This is a genomic window from Nonomuraea maritima (assembly GCF_900100395.1).
In the GTDB taxonomy this organism is placed as follows: Bacteria; Actinomycetota; Actinomycetes; order Streptosporangiales; family Streptosporangiaceae; genus Nonomuraea; species Nonomuraea maritima.
In genome coordinates, this window is record NZ_FNFB01000002.1 from 595,700 (window position 1) to 610,029 (window position 14,330).

Genomic DNA, 14,330 nt, shown 5'->3' on the forward strand with positions numbered 1-14,330 from the left:
GAACACATGAGGAAGCTCTGGACGATCGTGCTGCTGGCCGTACTCACCGCGTGTTCCGCGGGTGGCGGCGAGGTGCTGCCGCCGTCGGCGGCGTCCGCGCAGGCCGCCCCCGGCGCGCCGGTGGACGTGGCGACGAGCCTGTCGGTGCCGTGGGGCATCGCGTTCCTGCCCGGCGGCGACGCGCTGGTGACCGAGCGCGACACCGGCCGCCTGCTGCGGGTGAGCCCGTCCGGGGACGTACGGGAGCTGGCGAAGATCGACGGGGTGCGGCCCGACGGCGAGGGCGGCCTGATGGGCGTGGCCGTGCGTGACGAGCACGTCTTCCTGTACTACACGGCCGACCGCGACAACCGGATCGTCCGCTACCGGCTGGCCGGTGACGCCCTGTCCGAGCCGACGGTCATCGTCCAGGGCATCCCCAAGGGCGGCATCCACAACGGCGGGCGGCTCGCCTTCGGGCCCGACGGGTACCTGTACGCCACCACGGGCGAGGTCGGTGACGGCTCGCTCGCCCAGGACCGCGACTCGCTCGGCGGCAAGATCCTGCGCATGACCACGGACGGGGCGCCCGCGCCCGGCAACCCGTTCGACACCCTCGTCTTCAGCTACGGGCACCGCAACGTCCAGGGCCTCGCGTGGGACCCGTCCGGGCGGCTGTACGCCTCGGAGTTCGGGCAGAACAGGTACGACGAGATCAACGCGATCCGGCCGGGCGCCAACTACGGCTGGCCGGTGATCGAGGGGCGCGGTGACGACCGGCGCTTCGTGAACCCGATTCTCACCTGGGCCACGGACGAGGCGTCTCCGTCCGGGATGGCGTACGCGAACGGCTCGCTGTGGGTGGGGGCGCTGCGCGGCGAGCGGCTGTGGCAGGTGCCCTTGACCGCGGACGGCGCTCCCGGCCGGCCCGTTGCCCACCTCACGGGCCGCTACGGCCGCCTCCGCGCGGTGGCGGTGGCCCCGGACGGCAAACTGTGGGTCGGCACCAGCAACATGGACGGCCGCGGCACCCCCCACTCCGGCGACGACCGCCTCTTCGCCCTCACCCCTTCCACCTGACCTCCCCCATCACCGAGCGGCACCCCTCCCCTTCTGACCTCAGCCCGGTCGGCGGGGCGGGGGGGCACCGTCGGGGGTTATCCGGTGCAGGTGGTGCGGGGTTGGGGGGCGTACTTCGTGGTGTACTTCGGGTCCTTCTTGACGGGCTGGCCGTTGCGGTAGAGGACGCGGGTGACGTCGATCGTGAAGCCCTGCTGGCCCGTCGTCGCCACGCACGCGGGGTCGGAGCTGGTCTCGTTGCCGAACGGGGTGAAGTCGCGGCGATCCGACTCGACGGCTTCGACCTTGTCGTACCGCTTCGTGCCCCACAGCGTGATCGTGACGGACGTGCCGGTGGCCTCGGCCTTGATCAGCACGCCGTTCTCGGAGTCGTTGCGCCACTTGAGGTCGATGTCCGGGTACAGCAGGTCGGCGTCCCTGCCGACCGGGTAGCGGGAGGTGTAGTAGTCGACCGGCCGGTGCTCCACGTCGTCGAACCCGCCGAAGTACGCCGCGTTGTACATCGTGGTGGCGACCTGCGCGACGCCGCCCCCGACGATGTTCGCCATGCGCCCCCGGACGATCTGCGTCGCCTCGACGTAGCCGTCCTCGACCTTCCACTCGCCCACCAAGTCGTTGAGCGAGAACGTCTCCCCCGGCCTGACCACGTGCCCGTCGAGCTCCTGGGCCATCCGCTGGATGTTCTTCCCCCGCTCCTGGCAGCAGTCGAACACCGTGGTGAACGAGCTGACCAGCTCCTTGATGCCGAGCCCCTCGATCTGCGACGTCTGCACGGTCGGGGTGACGGCCCCGAGCCGTACGGCGACGGTACGGGCGCCGCCTCCGGCGAGGACCTTCTCCACGTCCTTGGCCAGCCGCGCCTCGTCGATCCCCTGCCCGGCGCGCGCCGGCACGAGGACGGGCCGGCCGCCGACGATCTCGTACGTCGCGTCGCGCGGCTGGCGGGCCGCGTCCACCAGGCCGTTCTGCACCCCGGCCAGCGCCCCCTTGGCGTCGAACCGGGGCGCGAGCCCGCCCTCGCCGTCGGAGACGTACGTCAGGTGGGCGGCGAGGACGGCCGGCTGGAGCTGTACCTGCCTGACGCCGGCGGACAGCGTGATCGGCGCGGAGACGGCCTGCCTGGCCTGCTTCACCGCGTCCGCGACGGCCTCGGGGGTGGTGGCGGGCACGGCGGGCCGCAGGGTGAGCTCCACGGTGCCGCCTCCGCTCAGGAAGGCGTCGCGGATTCTGGAGGCGGCCTCCTCGCGGTCGAGCATCGCGCCTTCCACGGGCTTGCGGCCTTTGGGCTCCAGCCCGGTGAAGGACACCCTGCCTTCCTGCGCCGGCTTGTCGACGGCCTCGGCCAGGTCCTCGACGGCGCGGGTGAGCTGGGAGACGTCGACGCCGATCTTCGGCTGCAGGTCGGTCGTGCCGGTGAGGGCGCGCCACACCTGCGGCGGCGTGGGGAACCCGCTGGGCGCCTGCCCGATCGTGCCGACGACGTCGAGTTCGAGCCCGGCCTCCTCCGGCTGCAGGATCTCCTTCCGCTTGCCGATCTCCACGGTGACGGGCTTGCTGAGCTCCGCGCCGAGGGTGTCGCGCAGCTTCTCGGCCGCCTGCGTCACGGTGAGACCGCCGATGTCCACGCCCGCCACGCGCGTGCCGCGTAGGACCGATCCCGACATGAGCACGGCAGGCACGACGTACGCGAGGGTCGCCAGCAGGAGGACGAGGACGGCCAGGCCGGGCAGCAGACGGCGGCGCCTGGGCGGCTCCGGCTCGTACACCGGCCGCTCGGGCGGCGGCCCGTCGCTGAACACGGGACGCGGTGGCGTCTCCTTGCCCGCCATCGGCCATGGCTGTGCAGGAGGCGGCGGCGGGGGCAGCGTGCCACCGCCGGGGGGACCGCCCGGGGCGCTCGGTCCCGCGGCCGTCCCCTGGTCCTGCCGGCCCTGCGGGCCGAAGATGTCCCGGGAGACCCCGGGCGGCAACCCTTCGATGCGCGGCTTCCTGGATTTGGCCGACGTGGGCAGCGGCACCGAGGCGAACGGGTCGGTCGGTGATTCGATCGGTCCGGCGTTCGGCACGCCTCAATCTCCTCCTGGTCCGCAGCCAAGTCTCAGGCAACAGTAAGGCACGCAGATCCGCATATGTCACTGGAATGACTACGAAGCTGTGTCAACATAGCCATCGGTAGCGGTGTTCCGGTCGTCCCGCTGTGCCGTACCGAGGCCAGAACTCGGCCCGGCCCGCCGTGCACAGGTAGTCGAGATAGCGGCGGGCGCTCACCCGCGACAGTCCGCTCAACTCGGCGACCTCCGCGGCCGACAGGTCGCGGCCCGCCTCCCGCAACGTATCCACGACCAGCGCGCACGTCGCCGCGGACAACCCCTTCGGCATGGGAGCGACCGTGGGGCTGGTGCCGAACAGGCGGTCGAGGTCGTCCTGGCGGGCCTCGGGGCCCATGGCCGTCAGACGCCTGCGGGTCTCGGCGTACTGCTGGAGGCGTTCGGTCAGGGCGGCGGCGGCGAACGGCTTGATCAGGTAGTTGATCGCGCCGCCGCGCATGGCCTCACGTACGGTCGGCACGTCGCGCGCGGCGCTGATCACGAGGACGTCCACGTCGTGCAGGGCCTTCAGCACCTCCAGGCCCGACATGTCGGGCAGGTAGATGTCGAGCAGCACGAGATCGGGCCGCAGCTCCGCGACCGCGGCGAGCGCGTCTGCCCCGTTGTGCGCGACCGCGACCACGGCGAACCCCGGCACGCGCCCGACATAGCCGCTGTGGATCCGCGCCACCATGAAGTCGTCGTCCACGACGACCACCCGGAACGTGCTCACGTGCCCGCCCTCGAGGGGAGCACCGCCGTGAAGACGGCGCCTCCCGCGTTGCGGACGCGGACCCAGCCGCCGCGGCGCAGGCACGCCTGCCGGGTCAGGGCCAGGCCGAGGCCGCGCGGCCCTGAATGGGCGGCCTTCGTGGTGAAGCCCTCCCTGAAGACCTCCTCGACCAGGTCGGGAGCGATGCCGGGCCCCGAGTCGCGCACGCGGACGTGCAGCCCGCCGGCGTCGGCGCGTACCGACACCTCGATCGTGCCGTCGGCGCCGTCGAGGGCGTCCATGGCGTTGGCGACCAGGTTCCCGACCACCAGGACGGCGTCGCGCGGGTCGCCGATCGCGCCCTCGGGCACGCGGGAGTCGTCCGACAGCACGAGCCTCGAGCCGCGTTCGGCCGCCTCGGCGGACTTCGCCAGCAGCAGCGCGGCAAGGGTCGGCTCCTGGACGCGTTCGCGCAGGTCAGCGACGTACGTGCCGCTGGTGGTCCGGGTGATGAAGCTGACGGCCGCCTCGTGCTCGCCCAACTCGAGCAGCCCGACGACGGTGTGCATCCGGTTGGCGAACTCGTGCGCCTGGGCCCGCAGCGCCTCGGTCGCGCTGCTGGTGTCGTCAAGCTCGCGTGCCAGGCGGACCAGCTCGGTACGGTCGCGCAGGGTGACCACCCAGCCCCGGTGGCGGCCGCGTACCCACACCGGGGTGCGGTTGAGCACCAGCACGCGCTCGCCGTGCAGCACGACGCGGTCCTCGCCCGGGTCGGCGCCGCCGAGCACGTCACGCATGCGGTCGGAGACGGGCAGGCGGGTGAGGTCCTCCCCCGCCGCGATGACCACGTCGCCGAGCAGCTCGCGGGCGGCGTCGTTGATCAGCGTGACGCGTCCGACCAGGTCGAGCGCGAGCACACCCTCCTTGACGCCATGCAGCACGCCCTCGCGCTGCTCCAGCAGCGCGGCGATCTCACGCGGCTCCAGGCCGAACGTCTGCCTGCGCACCCGCGCGGTGATGAGGGCGGCGAGGGCGAGCCCGGCCAGCAGCACGGCGAGCGCGGTCCAGATCAGCGGCGGCAGCGCGTGGGCCACCTGGCTCGTGACGGTCGTCTCCAGCACCCCGACGGAGACGAGCCCCATGACCGTGCCGTACTCGTCGCGGATGGGCGCCTTGCCCCGGACGGTGGTGCCGATCGTGCCGGTCTCGGTGCCGACCCAGCTCCTGCCCGTACGCAGGACGAGGCCGCCGTCGGTGGACAGCCGCTCGCCGATCAGCGCGGAGTTCGGGTGCGCGTAGCGCCGCTGGTCGGTGTTGGCGATCACCACGTAGTCGGCGCCGGTCTCGTGCTGGACGCTCATGGCCAGCGGCTGCAGCACGGACTCAGGACGTTCGAGCTCGAACGCCTCCCGCACCTGCGGCAGCGCGGCCACCGACTGCGCGATGGCGAGGGCTCGCTGCTGGTGCAGCGCGTCGAGCTGGTCGCGCGTGCGCCCGGCCCACACACCGGCGGTGCCGCCGACGGCGAGCAGCACGATCACCATCTGCAGGACGAACAGCTGGGTCCCGAGGGAGGCCTCTCGGATCCGTCTCACCTCGTTCATGGAAACGCAACCAGGTCACAGCCAGGTCGCGACCAATACGACCACTATGACGGCAAGCACGCAAAGCCTCGACGCGGGCCGCCGGGCGATTCACCATCCCAGTTCGGAAACAGTGAAATCCCCCTTGGAGTGATCATGCGCTTGCGCGTATTCGCCGCCGTCGCGGCACTCTCCCTGGCCGCGTTGACGGGATGCGGCGCGCAGGGCGGCGGAACGTCCGCCGACGCCCTGCGGATCATGGCGCCGGCCGCGCCCGGCGGCGGCTGGGACCAGACCTCCCGCGTGGCCGAGCAGGCGCTCAAGGCCGCCGATCCGCAGCGCCGGGTCGAGGTGTTCAACGTCCCCGGCGCGGGCGGCACGATCGGACTGGCCCAGCTCGCCGGCGAGAAGGGCAACGGCAACCTGTTGATGACCATGGGCCTGGTCATGGTGGGCGCCATCGAGCAGAACAAGAGCAAGGTCACGCTCTCGGAGACCACGCCCATCGCCAAGCTGACCGAGGAGTACGAGATCGTCGTGGTCCCGGCCGCCTCCCCGTTCAAGACGCTGGCCGACCTGGTGGCGGCGTGGAAGACCGACCCGGCGAAGGTGTCCGTCTCGGGCGGCTCGGCGGGCGGCACCGACCACATCGTGGCCGGGCTGATGGCCAAGGCGGCGGGCGTCGACCCCAAGCAGGTCAACTACATCGCCCACTCGGGCGGCGGCGAGGCGCTGAACGAGCTGCTCGGCAACCAGGTCAGCGCGGGCATCTCGGGCGTGAGCGAGTTCGCCGAGCACGTGAGGTCGGGCAAGCTGCGCGCCCTCGGCGTCACGTCCGGCGCGCGGCTGCCCGACCTCGACGTGCCCACGCTGAAGGAGGCCGGGCTGGACGTCGAGCTGGCCAACTGGCGCGGTTTCGTCGCTCCCGGCGAGCTGTCCGACGCCGACCGCGCGGCCCTGACCGACCTGGTCACCAAGATGCACGACGCGCAGCCGTGGAAGGACGCGGTGGCCAAGAACGGCTGGATCGACTCGTTCCAGACGGGCCAGGAGTTCGCCGACTACCTGAACGCCGAGCAGACGCGCGTCAAGGGCATCATCGCCGAGATGGGGCTCGTCTCCTGATGGCTCGACGGTGGCGGCCCGAACTCGGGCTCGCGGTCGTGGTGCTGGTGCTGGGCGTGCTGGTCGTCGCCGGGACGCTCGACGTCTCGGCCGCCGCCTCCCAGCTCGGCCTCGGGCCGCGGTTCTTCCCCATGCTGGTGGGCGGCGCCATGGTGCTCATCGGGATCTGCTACGTGGCCGACGTCCTGCGCGGCGGCCGCGCCGACCCCGAGGAGAGCGAGGACGTCGACGCCGACGCCCCCACCGACTGGCGCAGCGTCGGCCTGGTCAGCGGGATCTTCCTGGCGTTCGCCGCGCTGCTGAACGTGCTCGGCTGGATCATCGGCGCGTCCCTGCTGTTCTTCGGCCTGTCGGTGGCCCTCGGCGCGGCGCACAAGGGGCGCGCCGCGTTGATCGCCGTGGTCGTGGGCGTGGTGACGTACGCGCTGTTCGTCAAGGGCCTCGGGGTGACGCTGCCCGGCGGGCCGCTCGAGGGGGTGATCTGAGGTGAGTTCGTGGCAGCTCCTGCTCGACGGCTTCGCCGCCGCGCTGACCCCCGTCAACCTCCTGTACGCCCTCATCGGCGTCACGCTCGGGACGCTCGTCGGCGTGCTGCCGGGCATCGGGCCCGCGATGACGGTGGCGCTGCTGTTGCCGGTGACCTTCACGGTGCCGTCGACGAGCGCGTTCATCATGTTCGCCGGCATCTACTACGGCGGCATGTACGGCGGCTCGACGACGTCCATCCTGCTCAACACGCCCGGCGAGTCGTCGTCGATGATCACGGCGCTGGAGGGCAACAAGATGGCCCGGCGAGGGCGGGCCGCCCAGGCGCTGGCCACGGCCGCGATCGGCTCGTTCGTGGCGGGGACGATCGCCACGGCGCTGCTCGTCGTGGCGGCCCCCGCGGTGGTGAGCTTCGCCATCGCGTTCGGCCCCGCCGACTACTTCGCCCTCGCGATCCTCGCGTTCACGGCGGTGTCGTCGGTGCTGTCGCGCTCGGTCGTGCGCGGACTCGCTTCGCTCGGGCTCGGCCTGGTGATCGGGCTGGTCGGCATCGACCAGCAGACCGGGCAGGCGCGGCTCACCCTCGGCATCCCGCAGTTGCTCGACGGGATCGACGTGGTGATCGTCGCGGTCGGCCTGTTCGCGCTGGGCGAGTGCCTGTACGTCGCCTCGCGGCTGCGGCACGTGCCGCCGGAGATCGTGCCGGTCGGGCGGGCGTGGATGGGCCGCTCTGACTGGCGCCGCTCGTGGGCGCCCTGGCTGCGGGGCACCGCGCTCGGGTTCCCGTTCGGCGCGCTGCCGGGCGGCGGCGCCGAGATCCCCACCTTTCTGTCGTACGCGGCCGAGAAGAGGCTGGCCCGCGGCGTGGCCCGCGAGGAGTACGGCAAGGGGGCCATCGAGGGCGTGGCCGGGCCCGAGGCGGCGAACAACGCCTCGGCGGCCGGGACGCTGGTGCCGCTGCTGACGCTGGGGCTGCCGACGTCCGCGACGGCCGCGATCCTGCTGGCCGCCTTCCAGCAGTACGGCCTGCAGCCGGGGCCGCAACTGTTCGAGCACAACCCGGCGCTGGTGTGGGGCATGATCGCGTCACTGTTCATCGGGAACGCGATGCTGCTGGTGCTCAACCTGCCGATGGCGCCGCTGTGGGCGCGCATCCTGCGGATCCCCCGGCCGTACCTGTACGCCGGGATCGTGGTTTTCGCGGCACTCGGCGTCTATGCCCTGAACGCCACCGTGGTGGATCTTTTCGTCCTGTACATCCTGGGGCTGCTGGGGTTCGCGATGCGGCGGTTCGGCCTGCCCGTGGCACCGGCGGTGATCGGCATGATCCTCGGCCCGATGGCGGAGATCCAACTCCGCCGCGCCCTGGCCATCGGCGCCGGCGACCCCACCGTGTTGGTGAGCAGCCCGATCTCGATCGTCCTCCTGCTGCTCGCCGCCCTCGCCCTCCTCACCCCCGTACTGAAGAAACTCACCACCCGCCGCCACCCCCAGGAGTGAATGCGCCAGCCCCAACACCAAGAAGGGCGCTCACTCTCATCGAGTGAGCGCCCTTTCAGCACCCCATCCCCCAAAGGGACGGATGAGGTCACACTGCTGCGGTTACTCCGAGACGCCGAGCTTCTCCAGGATGAGCTGGCGGGCGCGGGCCGCGTCGGCCTTGCCCTTGCTCGCCCGCATGACGCCACCCACGAGCGCACCCGCGGCGGCGATCTTCCCCGACCGCACCTTCTCGACCGCGTCGGCGTTGTCGGCCAGCACCTGGTCGATGATCGCCGACAGCTCGCCCTCGTCGTTGACGATCTGCAGCCCGCGCCGCTCGACCACCTCGTCCGGCGTGCCCTCGCCGGCGAGCACGCCCTCGAGGACCTCGCGCGCCAGCTTGTCGTTGAGCGCGCCGGAGGCGACCAGCTCGGTCACCCGGGCGATCTGCACCGGCGTGATGGGCAGCCCCGACAGCGGGACACCCGTCTCGTTGGCCCGCCGGGCGAGCTCGCCCATCCACCACTTGCGCGCGTCGGCCGCCGGGGCGCCCGCCGCGACGGTGGCCTCGACCAGGTCGATCGCGTCGGCGTTGTGCATGGCCTGCATGTCGTGGTCGGACAGCGCCCACTCGGCCTGCAGCCGCTTACGCCGCGCCAGCGGCAGCTCGGGCAGGGCCTCCTTGAGCTTGGCCACCCACGCCGGGTCGGGCGCGATCGGCACCAGGTCGGGCTCGGGGAAGTAGCGGTAGTCCTGCGCCTCCTCCTTGGACCGGCCCGAGGTGGTGGTGCCGGTGTCCTCGTGGAAGTGGCGCGTCTCCTGGACGATCTTGCCGCCCTCGGCGAGGACGCCCGCCTGACGCTCGATCTCGCTGCGCACCGCGCGCTCGACGCTGCGCAGGGAGTTGACGTTCTTGGTCTCCGTACGGGTGCCCCACTCGGACGCGCCGCGCGGCATGAGCGAGACGTTGACGTCACACCGCAGCGAGCCCTCCTCCATGCGCACGTCGGAGACGCCCAGCGACCGCATGATCTCGCGCAGCTCGGTCACGTACGCCTTGGCCACCTCGGGCGCGAGCCGGTCGGTGCCGGGGATGGGCTTGGTCACGATCTCGACCAGCGGGATGCCGGCCCGGTTGTAGTCGACGATCGAGTAGTCGGCCCCGTGGATGCGCCCGGTCGCGCCGCCCACGTGGGTGGACTTGCCGGTGTCCTCCTCCAGGTGGACCCGCTCGATCTCGATGCGCACGGGCTCGCCGTTGACCTCGACGTCGATGTAGCCGTCGAAGCAGAGCGGCTCGTCGTACTGCGAGATCTGGTAGTTCTTCGGCATGTCCGGATAGAAGTAGTTCTTCCGGGCGAACCGGCACCACTCGGCGATCGAGCAGTTCAGCGCCAGGCCGATGCGGATGGTCGACTCGATGGCCGCCGCGTTGGCCACCGGCAGCGCGCCGGGGAACGCCAGGCAGGTCGGGCAGACCTGCGTGTTGGGCGGAGCGCCGAAGGTCGTCTTGCAGCCGCAGAACATCTTCGACTTCGTGCCCAGCTCGACGTGCGTCTCGAGCCCGAGAACCGGCTCGAACCGGTCGAGCGCTTCGTCATAGAGCATCGTCATAGCGACGGGGCCTCCTTCAGCAGCGGGCCGCCCCAGCGGCTCTCCAGCGCCTGCTCGACGGCGGCGCCGACGCGGTAGCAGCGGTCGTCGGCCAGCACCGGGGCCATGATCTGCAGGCCGACCGGCAGGCCGTCCTCGTCGGCCAGGCCGACGGGCACCGACATGGCCGCGTTTCCGGCCAGGTTGGACGGGATGGTGCACAGGTCGGCGAGGTACATCGCCATCGGGTCGTCGGCGCGCTCGCCGATCGGGAACGCCGTGGTCGGCGTCGTCGGCGACACCAGGACGTCGACCTGGTGGAACGCCGCCTCGAACTCGCGCGAGATGACCGTGCGCACCTTCTGGGCCTGACCGTAGTAGGCGTCGTAGTAGCCGCTCGACAGCGCGTACGTGCCGAGCATGATGCGCCGCTTGACCTCGGGGCCGAACCCGGCGGCCCGGGTCAGCGCCATGACCTCCTCGGCGCTGCGGGTGCCGTCGTCGCCGACGCGCAGGCCGTAGCGCATGGCGTCGAAGCGCGCCAGGTTGGACGAGCACTCCGACGGCGCGATCAGGTAGTACGCGGGCAGCGCGGTCAGGAACGACGGGCAGGAGACCTCGACGACCTTGGCCCCGAGCGACTCCAGGAGCTGGACGGCCTCGTGGTAGCGGGCCAGCACGCCGGGCTGGTAGCCCTCGCCGCTGAACTCCTTCACCACACCGATGCGCATCCCGGCGACGTCGGGCGTCCTGGCGGCCTCGACCACCGAGGGCACGGGCGCGTCGATCGAGGTCGAGTCCATCGGGTCGTGGCCCGAGAACGCCTCGTGCAGCAGGGCCGCGTCGAGCACGTTGCGCGCGAACGGGCCGGGCGTGTCGAGCGAACTCGCGAACGCGATGAGCCCGTAGCGGGACGAACCACCGTAGGTCGGCTTCATGCCCACGATGCCGGTCACCGAGGCGGGCTGGCGGATCGAGCCACCCGTGTCAGTGCCCGTGGACAGCGGCGCCTCGTACGCGGCCACGGCGGCGCTGGAGCCGCCCGACGAACCGCCCGGCACCCTCGACAGGTCCCACGGGTTGCGGGTGGTGCCGTACGCGGAGTTCTCCGTCGAGGAGCCCATGGCGAACTCGTCGAGGTTGGTCTTGCCCAGGATGACCAGGCCGGCCGCGCGCAGGCGCGCCGTCACGGTCGCGTCGTACGGCGGCCGCCATCCCTTGAGGATCTTGGAGGCGGCGGTGGTGGGCATGTCACGCGTGGTGAAGATGTCCTTGTGCGCGATCGGCACACCGGCCAGCGGACCGAGCTTCTCGCCCGCCCGCAGCCGGGCGTCGACCGCCCGCGCCTGCTCCAGCGTCGTCTCGCGATCGACGTGCAGGAACGCGTTGACCTTGGGCTCGACCTCGGCCATCCGGTCGAGGTGCGCCTCGGCGACCTCGACCGCCGTGACCTCGCCCGACGCCACCATCGTGCCCAGCTCGGCTGCTGTCTTGCGGATCAGGCTCATGCCTCCTCCCCGAGGATGCGCGGCACCCGGAAGCGGTCGTCCTCGACGGCGGGGGCGCCGGAAAGCGCCTGCTCCGGCGCGAGGCCGGGTTGCACCTCGTCGGCACGGAAGACGTTGGTCAGCGGAAGCGCGTGCGACGACGGCGGCACATCTTCCGCGGCGACCTCGGCGACCTTGGCGACCGACTCGATGATGGCATCGAGCTGGGTGGCGTAGTGGTCGAGCTCGTCGTCGGTGAGCGCCAGCCTGGACAACCGGGCCAGGTGTGCGACCTCGTCGCGGGTTATGGCGGACATGAGTCGGTTAACCCGTTTCGTGGATGGAGTCTTCGGACACTGCCATCCTAGGGGCCTTGACGGAGCAGGCCCGAACGGTTAACCACCTGGCAACATGATCACGGTGCTCCGGGTCAGGCGGAGCGGCTGATCTCGGGCTGGTAGTCGTAGCCCGGCCCGGGCGTCGTGGCGCGGCGCTCGCACAGCCAGGCCGTGATCTCCTCGGCCGCCATCGGCTCGCAGAACAGCCAGCCCTGCCCCACGTCGCAGCCCATCTCCACCAGCCGGGCGGCCACCTCGTCGGACTCGACGCCCTCGGCCACCGACCGCATCCCGAGCGAGCGGACCAGGTCGATGATCGAGCGTACGATCCGGGCGTCGTCGTCCGACTCGGCGATCCGGCGGACGAACGACGCGTCGATCTTGACCTCCGACACCGCCAGGCGCTGCAGCCGGATCAGCGACGAGTAGCCGGTGCCGAAGTCGTCGAGGGCCAGCGGCACTCCGAGCGCGGCCAGCGCCTTGATCGTGTCCTGGGTGTAGGCCTGGTCGCCGGTCAGGATGCGCTCGGTGACCTCCAGCTGGACGGCCGCCGGCGGCAGGCCGTGACGGGCCAGGCCCGCCTCCAGCCGCTGCGGCAGGGCCGGGCCGAGCAGGTCGCGAGCCGAGATGTTGATCGAGATCTGCACCTGCGTCCCCGCCCGCCACCAGCGCGCGGCCTGCTCCAGCGCCTCCTCGATCACGTACGCCGTCAGCTGCCGCATCAGGTACGACTGCTCGGCCAGCGGCACGAACTCCGACGGCGCGATCGGCCCGTGCACCGGATGACGCCAGCGCAGCAGCGCCTCGACGCCCTGCACCTCGCCGCCGCCCAGGACGATCTTGGGCTGGTAGTGCAGCCGCAGCTCGCGGTTGTCGATCGCGCGCCGCAGGTCGCCGAGCAGGCTGAGGCGTTCCGGAGAGTTGCGGTCCTTGTGCGGCTGGTAGAGCTCGACTCCGGTACGCCCCTCCTTCGCCAGGTACATCGCCACGTCGGCCCGCTGCAGCAGCAGCTCGAAGTCGGGCGCGTGGTCGGGGTAGAGGGCGATGCCGACGGACGCGTCCATGTCGAACGTCATGCCCTCCAGCCGTACCGGCTCGGTGAGCGCCGCCCGCAGCCGGGCCGCCACCTCCCTGGCCGCGTGGGCGTCCCTGATGGACGGCAGCAGCACCGCGAACTCGTCGCCCCCGAGCCGCGCCACCACGTCGCCCGGCCGTACGGAATGGGTGAGGCGGTGGGCCACCATCTGCAGCAACCGGTCGCCCACCGGGTGGCCCATCGTGTCGTTGACCTCCTTGAACCGGTCGAGGTCGAGCAGGAACAGGCCGACCCGGTCGCCGTGGCGCACCTCGGCCAGCGCCTCCTCGGTGCTGACGACGAGCATCTTGCGGTTGGGCAGCCCGGTCAGCTCGTCGTGCAGGGCCTGGTGGTCGCGGCGCATGGAGAGCGTGGCGGTGAAGTACACGGCGGCCAGCGGCGCGACGAACAGCGGCACGAGCCCAGGCGAGTGGTTCATCACCACGACGACCAGCGGCGCGAGGCCGAGCAGCCCGGCGTAGACGAGGCTCTGCGGCACCACGGTCGCCCTGAGCACGCGCATGATCGAACGCCGCTCGTGCAGCGCGACCGCGCCGCTGACCAGGGCGGCCCTGACGACGAAGTACGCGACCCCGGCCAGCGCGATCGCCGGCAGGTCGGCGCCGCCAGGCACCCACGGCACGGCGGGGCTCGGCAGGATCCCGAACGTCCCCAGCACGACGGCCGCCGCGGTGAGCGCGAGGGTGGACTGGGCGATGTTGAACATGACCCGATGGAAGGCCTTGCGCGTGACCACGCCGTTCATGGCGACCGCGACGGCCTGCATGAGCACCGCGACAGGCAGCCCGAGGTGCAGCACCACCGCGAAGGTGAACATGGTGGACGGGTACGTGCCGCCGACGGCGGCCGCCGAGGACACCATGACGGGCCTGAGCTCCCCCAGGACCACGAGCACCGCGAGCACCCAGAACAGGGGCGTACGCGCGAGCCCGGCCAGGTCGGTCAGGTCGAGCCGCAGCATGGCCACCACCAGGGCGGTGAATCCGATCACAGTGATGCCCACGAGGTACGCCCACAGCGGTGTGCCGACGCGGGGACCGGTGTCGCGGGTGTCGGTTGGGTCAGTCATCGATAACAGAACCCCCATTAGGTCACTATGGGAGGGTACGACCTTCACCCCACTTCGCGAAACCGAGCGCGTACGTTCCGTCACTTCTCGTTTCCGACATATACCCAAAAAGCACACTCTGTAGCAACGCACACACTCTACGCCTATCGCCCCCTCCTCGCGCTGGCCCGCCAGGGAATGCGAAGGCCCGCCCCAGCCCGCAGCAGTGGCGAG

The 14,330-nt window shown here is 71.6% G+C and carries 11 protein-coding genes; 4 read left to right on the forward strand and 7 right to left on the reverse strand.

The genetic code is table 11. From position 1 onward, the window contains the following. Nucleotides 1-6 precede the first annotated feature (6 nt). Nucleotides 7-1,059: a PQQ-dependent sugar dehydrogenase gene (locus BLR04_RS06455; protein WP_090760521.1), complete on the forward strand. Its 1,053-nt coding sequence runs from the start codon at nt 7-9 to the stop codon at nt 1,057-1,059. 77 nt (nt 1,060-1,136) lie between these two features. Here BLR04_RS06455 and BLR04_RS06460 read toward each other — a convergent pair whose 3' ends face one another. The 3 genes from BLR04_RS06460 to BLR04_RS06470 all read right to left on the reverse strand — a co-directional run bounded on the left by BLR04_RS06460 (nt 1,137) and on the right by BLR04_RS06470 (nt 5,453). Beyond that, nucleotides 1,137-3,125 carry a VanW family protein gene (locus BLR04_RS06460; RefSeq protein ID WP_090760523.1) on the reverse strand — a complete coding sequence of 663 codons (1,989 nt, stop codon included), beginning with the start codon at nt 3,123-3,125 and terminating at the stop codon, nt 1,137-1,139. A 91-nt stretch (nt 3,126-3,216) separates the two neighbouring features. Further along, a complete protein-coding gene (locus BLR04_RS06465; RefSeq protein WP_090760524.1) occupies nt 3,217-3,879 on the reverse strand; it encodes a response regulator in 663 nt (220 codons plus the stop codon). Continuing rightward, on the reverse strand, nt 3,876-5,453 hold the full coding sequence (locus tag BLR04_RS06470; protein ID WP_425413429.1) for an ATP-binding protein: 1,578 nt from the start codon (nt 5,451-5,453) through the stop codon (nt 3,876-3,878). Before BLR04_RS06470 ends, BLR04_RS06465 begins: the two co-directional genes overlap by 4 nt. Nucleotides 5,454-5,597: 144 nt before the next feature. Here BLR04_RS06470 and BLR04_RS06475 point away from each other — a divergent pair, with 144 nt between their 5' ends. From BLR04_RS06475 to BLR04_RS06485, 3 genes are read left to right on the forward strand one after another with little or no spacing between them, the layout of a single operon-like run. After that, nucleotides 5,598-6,566: a Bug family tripartite tricarboxylate transporter substrate binding protein gene (locus tag BLR04_RS06475; protein ID WP_090760827.1), complete on the forward strand. Its 969-nt coding sequence runs from the start codon at nt 5,598-5,600 to the stop codon at nt 6,564-6,566. Next, nucleotides 6,566-7,051 carry a tripartite tricarboxylate transporter TctB family protein gene (locus BLR04_RS06480; RefSeq protein ID WP_090760528.1) on the forward strand — a complete coding sequence of 162 codons (486 nt, stop codon included), beginning with the start codon at nt 6,566-6,568 and terminating at the stop codon, nt 7,049-7,051. Before BLR04_RS06475 ends, BLR04_RS06480 begins: the two co-directional genes overlap by 1 nt. A 1-nt stretch (nt 7,052) precedes the next feature. Continuing rightward, nucleotides 7,053-8,552, forward strand: a complete 1,500-nt coding sequence (locus BLR04_RS06485; RefSeq protein WP_090760530.1) for a tripartite tricarboxylate transporter permease — start codon at nt 7,053-7,055, stop codon at nt 8,550-8,552. Between the two features lie 102 nt (nt 8,553-8,654). Here BLR04_RS06485 and gatB read toward each other — a convergent pair whose 3' ends face one another. From gatB to BLR04_RS06505, 4 genes are all read right to left on the reverse strand, one after another. Continuing rightward, entirely contained in the window at nt 8,655-10,142 is a 1,488-nt protein-coding gene (gene gatB / locus BLR04_RS06490; protein WP_090760829.1) for an Asp-tRNA(Asn)/Glu-tRNA(Gln) amidotransferase subunit GatB, read from the reverse strand. A 2-nt stretch (nt 10,143-10,144) separates the two neighbouring features. Further along, entirely contained in the window at nt 10,145-11,635 is a 1,491-nt protein-coding gene (gene gatA, locus BLR04_RS06495) for an Asp-tRNA(Asn)/Glu-tRNA(Gln) amidotransferase subunit GatA (RefSeq protein WP_090760532.1), read from the reverse strand. Further along, a complete protein-coding gene (gene gatC, locus BLR04_RS06500; protein WP_090760534.1) occupies nt 11,632-11,931 on the reverse strand; it encodes an Asp-tRNA(Asn)/Glu-tRNA(Gln) amidotransferase subunit GatC in 300 nt (99 codons plus the stop codon). Before gatC ends, gatA begins: the two co-directional genes overlap by 4 nt. A 113-nt stretch (nt 11,932-12,044) precedes the next feature. Beyond that, nucleotides 12,045-14,117, reverse strand: a complete 2,073-nt coding sequence (locus tag BLR04_RS06505) for a putative bifunctional diguanylate cyclase/phosphodiesterase (RefSeq protein WP_090760536.1) — start codon at nt 14,115-14,117, stop codon at nt 12,045-12,047. Between the last annotated feature and the right edge of the window lie 213 nt (nt 14,118-14,330).

Bases quoted from the DNA above. Each gene is read 5' to 3' on its own strand.
- BLR04_RS06455 (WP_090760521.1), top strand. From the start codon at position 7: ATGAGGAAGCTCTGGACGATCGTGCTGCTGGCCGTACTCACCGCGTGT.
- BLR04_RS06475 (WP_090760827.1), top strand. From the start codon at position 5,598: ATGCGCTTGCGCGTATTCGCCGCCGTCGCGGCACTCTCCCTGGCCGCG.
- BLR04_RS06480 (WP_090760528.1), top strand. From the start codon at position 6,566: ATGGCTCGACGGTGGCGGCCCGAACTCGGGCTCGCGGTCGTGGTGCTG.
- gatB (WP_090760829.1), bottom strand. From the start codon at position 10,142: ATGCTCTATGACGAAGCGCTCGACCGGTTCGAGCCGGTTCTCGGGCTC.
- gatA (WP_090760532.1), bottom strand. From the start codon at position 11,635: ATGAGCCTGATCCGCAAGACAGCAGCCGAGCTGGGCACGATGGTGGCG.
- gatC (WP_090760534.1), bottom strand. From the start codon at position 11,931: ATGTCCGCCATAACCCGCGACGAGGTCGCACACCTGGCCCGGTTGTCC.
- BLR04_RS06505 (WP_090760536.1), bottom strand. From the start codon at position 14,117: ATGACTGACCCAACCGACACCCGCGACACCGGTCCCCGCGTCGGCACA.